This window comes from Saccharothrix sp. NPDC042600, from assembly GCF_040647305.1.
Classification (GTDB): domain Bacteria; phylum Actinomycetota; class Actinomycetes; order Mycobacteriales; family Pseudonocardiaceae; genus Actinosynnema; species Actinosynnema mutabilis.
In genome coordinates this window covers 1-3972 of record NZ_JBEZBW010000203.1, presented here as the reverse complement: position 1 = coordinate 3972, position 3972 = coordinate 1, and the positions used below count along the sequence as shown (strand labels likewise).

General features: G+C 70.7%; 2 protein-coding genes and 1 riboswitch. Both genes read right to left on the bottom strand.

The window, feature by feature from the left end; translation table 11 throughout:
* Nucleotides 1–99: 99 nt before the first annotated feature.
* Complete coding sequence (locus AB0A74_RS42525) at nucleotides 100–1098, bottom strand: ribonucleotide-diphosphate reductase subunit beta (protein WP_358258898.1); 999 nt, start codon at nucleotides 1096–1098, stop codon at nucleotides 100–102.
* On the bottom strand, nucleotides 1095–3380 hold the full coding sequence (locus AB0A74_RS42520) for a ribonucleoside-diphosphate reductase subunit alpha (RefSeq protein ID WP_358258896.1): 2286 nt from the start codon (nucleotides 3378–3380) through the stop codon (nucleotides 1095–1097). The genes AB0A74_RS42525 and AB0A74_RS42520 overlap by 4 nt, the downstream gene beginning before the upstream one ends.
* Before the next feature lie 40 nt (nucleotides 3381–3420).
* Nucleotides 3421–3624: riboswitch (cobalamin riboswitch) on the bottom strand.
* Nucleotides 3625–3972 lie beyond the last annotated feature (348 nt).

The following is a 3972-nucleotide window of genomic DNA, read 5'->3' as shown; positions in this document are numbered from 1 at the left end:
GTCTGCTGGTGGCGCTGACGTTGGGCGGGGGAGCGGCGTTGGCCGTGGGTGGGTTTTCGGGGATGCGGAAGGAACTGGCTCGGTGATTCGGGTTCCGCCTCAGAAGTCCTCGTCCAGCGCGACCGTGCCCGGCACCGCCACCTGGTAGGCCGACACGCGCCGTTCGAAGAAGTTGGTCAGCTCCTGCACGTCCTGCAACTCCATGAACGGGAACGGGTTCGCCGCCCCGAACACCGGGGCCAGGCCCAGCCGCACCAGCCGCTGGTCGGCCACGTACGACAGGTACTCGCGCATGTCCCGGGCGTTCATGCCGGGCAGGCCGTCGCCGCACACGTCCTGGGCGAACCGGAACTCCACCTCGACCGCCTCGCGCAGCATGGCGGTCACCTCGGCGCGCAACGCGTCGTCGAACAGCTCCGGCTCCTCGGCGCGGACGGTGTCCACGACGCTGAACGCGAAGTTCATGTGCATCGACTCGTCGCGGAACACCCAGTTCGTGCCCGTGGCGAGGCCTTGCAGCAGGCCGCGCGAGCGCAGCCAGTACACGTAGGCGAAGGCGCCGTAGAAGAACAGGCCCTCGATGCACGCGGCGAAGCAGATCAGGTTGAGCAGGAACGCCCGGCGCTCGTCGCGGGTGCGCAGCTCGGCCAGGCCGTTGATCGAGTCGATCCACTTGAAGCAGAACTCGCCCTTGGCGCGGATCGACGGGATGTGCTCGATCGCGGCGAACGCCCGCGCGCGCTCGTCGTGGTCGGGCAGGTAGGTGTCCAGCAGGGTCAGGTAGAACTGGACGTGCACGGCCTCCTCGAACAGTTGGCGCGAGAGGTACAGGCGGGCCTCAGGCGCGTTGACGTGCTGGTAGAGGTTGAGCACCAGGTTGTTGGCCACGATCGAGTCGCCGGTGGCGAAGAACGCGACCAGCCGGTGCACCAGGTGGTGCTCGGCGGGGGTGAGGCGGGCCAGGTCGGCGACGTCGGCGGCGAGGTCCACCTCCTCGACCGTCCACGTGTTGCGGATGGCGGCCCGGTACCGCTCGTAGAAGTCCGGGTAGCGCATGGGGCGCAGGGTCAGGTCCATGCCGGGGTCCAGGAGCGTCACTGGCAGGCCTCGCAGGTCTCGGGGTTCTCCAGGTCGCACGCCGCCCCGGCGGGAACGGTGGTCTGGTTGATGCGGGTCGCGGGCCGGGAGCGCAGGTAGTAGGTGGTCTTGAGACCGGCGCGCCAGGCGTAGGCGTACATCGAGGACAGCTTGCCGATGGTGGGGGAGGCCGAGAACAGGTTCAGCGACTGCCCCTGGTCGACGTACGGGGTGCGCGCGGCGGCGAGGTCGATCAGCGCCTTCTGCGGCAGTTCCCACGCGGTCCGGTAGCGGGCCTTGAGGTCGGCGGGCAGGTCGAGGCCCTGGACCGAGCCGTCGGCCCGCTTGATCGCGTCGCGGGTGGTCTGGTCCCAGCGGCCCAGGGCCTTGAGGTCGCGCACCAGGTACGGGTTGACCTGGAGGAACTCGCCGGACAGGGTCTCGCGCTTGAACAGCGTGGACACCACCGGCTCGATGCACTCCGAGCAGCCCGCGATGGAGGCGATGGTGGCGGTGGGCGCGATGGCCACGACCAGCGAGTTGCGCAGCCCGTGCCGGGCGATCCGCTCGCGCAGTCGCCGCCAGCGCTCGGGCTGTCGCGGGTCCGCGTGCGGGAAGTGGTCGAGGTGCAGCTCGCCGCGGGCGGCCCGGGTGGCGCCGAACTCGGGGTGCGGACCGTGCCGCTCGGCCAGCTCCGCCGAGGTCTCGAACGCCGTCAACGCGATCTCTTCGGCGATCCGGGTGGACAGGTCCAGCGCCTCCGGCGCGTCGAAGGCCAGCCCGTGCTGGAAGAACACGTCGGCGAGGCCCATCACGCCCAGCCCGATCGGCCGCCAGCGCCGGTTGCCGCCGCCCGCCGCCGGGGTGGGGTAGTAGGTGAGGTCGATCGTGCGGTCGAGGAACTTCACGGCCGTGCGGACGGTCGCGCGCAGGCGGTCCCAGTCCATGCCGTCGGGGGTGGTGTGGCGGGCCAGGTTGACCGAGCCGAGGTTGCACACGGCGGTCTCGTCGTCGCCGGTGACCTCCAGGATCTCGGTGCACAGGTTGGACAGGTGGATGACGTTGCTCGGGACCGCGGTCTGGTTGGACGTGCGGTTCGCGGTGTCCTTGAAGGTCATCCAGCCGTTGCCGGTCTGGGCGAGGGTGCGCATCATGCGGCCGTACAGGGCGCGGGCGGGCAGGGTGCGCTTGGCCAGGCCCTGCCGCTCGGCCCGCTGGTAGGCGGCGTCGAAGTCCGCGCCCCAGAGGTCGGTCAGGTGCGGGACGTCCTTGGGGTCGAACAGCGACCAGGGGTCGTCGGCCTCGACGCGCCGCATGAACTCGTCGGGCACCCACAGGGCCAGGTTGAGGTTGTGGGTGCGCTGCGCCTCGTCACCGGTGTTGTCGCGCAGTTCCAGGAACTCCTCGACGTCGGCGTGCCAGGGTTCGAGGTAGACGCACGCCGCGCCCTTGCGCCGGCCGCCCTGGTTGACCGCGGCGACCGAGGCGTCCAGGGTGCGCAGCCACGGCACGATGCCGTTGGAACGGCCGTTGGTGCCGCGGATCAGCGAGCCCCGGGAGCGGACGCGGGTCCACGAGACGCCGATGCCGCCGGAGAACTTGGAGAGCCGTGCGACCTCGGCGTAGCGGTGGTAGATCGAGTCGAGCTCGTCGCGGGGCGAGTCGAGCAGGAAGCACGACGACAGCTGCGGGTGGCGGGTGCCGGCGTTGAAGAGGGTGGGGGAGCTGGGCAGGTAGTCGAGGCGGGAGAGCAGGGCGTACAGCTCCCGCGCCTCCTCGACTGTCTCCGACAGGCCACAGGCGACGCGCAGGAAGAAGTGCTGGGGTGTTTCGATGACGGTGCGCTTCTCGGGGTGGCGCAACAGGTAGCGGTCGTAGACGGTCTTGAGCCCGAAGTACTCGAACCGGTCCGTGGCGGCTTCGTCGATCGTGTCGTCCAGGGCGTCGGCGTGCCGGGCGACGAACCCGGCCAGCCGTTCCGACAGCAGTCCCAGCCGGGTGCCGAGCTCCACGCTCGCGGAGAAGCTCCGACGGTCCCCCACTTCGGTCCGGATCGTCCCGGCCAGCAGCCGCGCGGCGAGCTTGGAGTACTGCGGATCGGTGGCCGTCAGGGCGGCAGCACCCCGGACCGCCAACTCCCGAACCACCAGCTCTTGCTCTTGGGCTCCGGCTCCGGCACTGCCTCCAGCCCCGGCTGCGACCAGCCGGAGGACCTGGTCGGTGCGAACATCGGGCAGGTCGGCGGTGAGTCGCGCCAACTCAAGACGCAGGCCGTCCCACGGCCGCGCGTCGACAACGGTCAAGGCTCTCTCCTCGTGAGCAGGACCAGACCGCACGCCGAGGTCCGGCGCGCGCACGGGTGGCAGGTCTTCGGACTCGCGGGCGCCGTGCACACACCTACTGGCCGTCGCTTCCCAGGCCCACTGGACCCAGTGCTTGTCTGACGGCGGTCGTTCCCGCTCACCGCTGCGGGGCAGTCCCGGACTCACACCGGGTTCCCTCTTGCCTCACCGGGTAGGACGGTGAACCACCAGCGCGCTGGACACTACATGTTGTGGCGGGTGGCGTGAACGGGCCCCAGGTGGTGTGTTGGTATGATCGAATCTGGTAAGGGCGGTCGGTGTACCCGATCGAGTGACATGCAGAATCGGGAACCACTCCACCCGCCGCACGTCCCGTGATATGGAGCGGGCGGGCACGGCAGGGGGACCTTCGCGGAACGCACCAACGAACCGCGCAACCCACCCACCCACCCACCCCGCCTCGCCGCACCTCGCAGCCGCGCCCCCCGCCCAGCTGTGACGGCGGCCCCGACCCACCCGGCCAGCACCCGCCCACCACCGCACCGCCGCCCGCCGCCCGCCGCTGGCCGCCGCACCGCCCGCCACCGGCCGC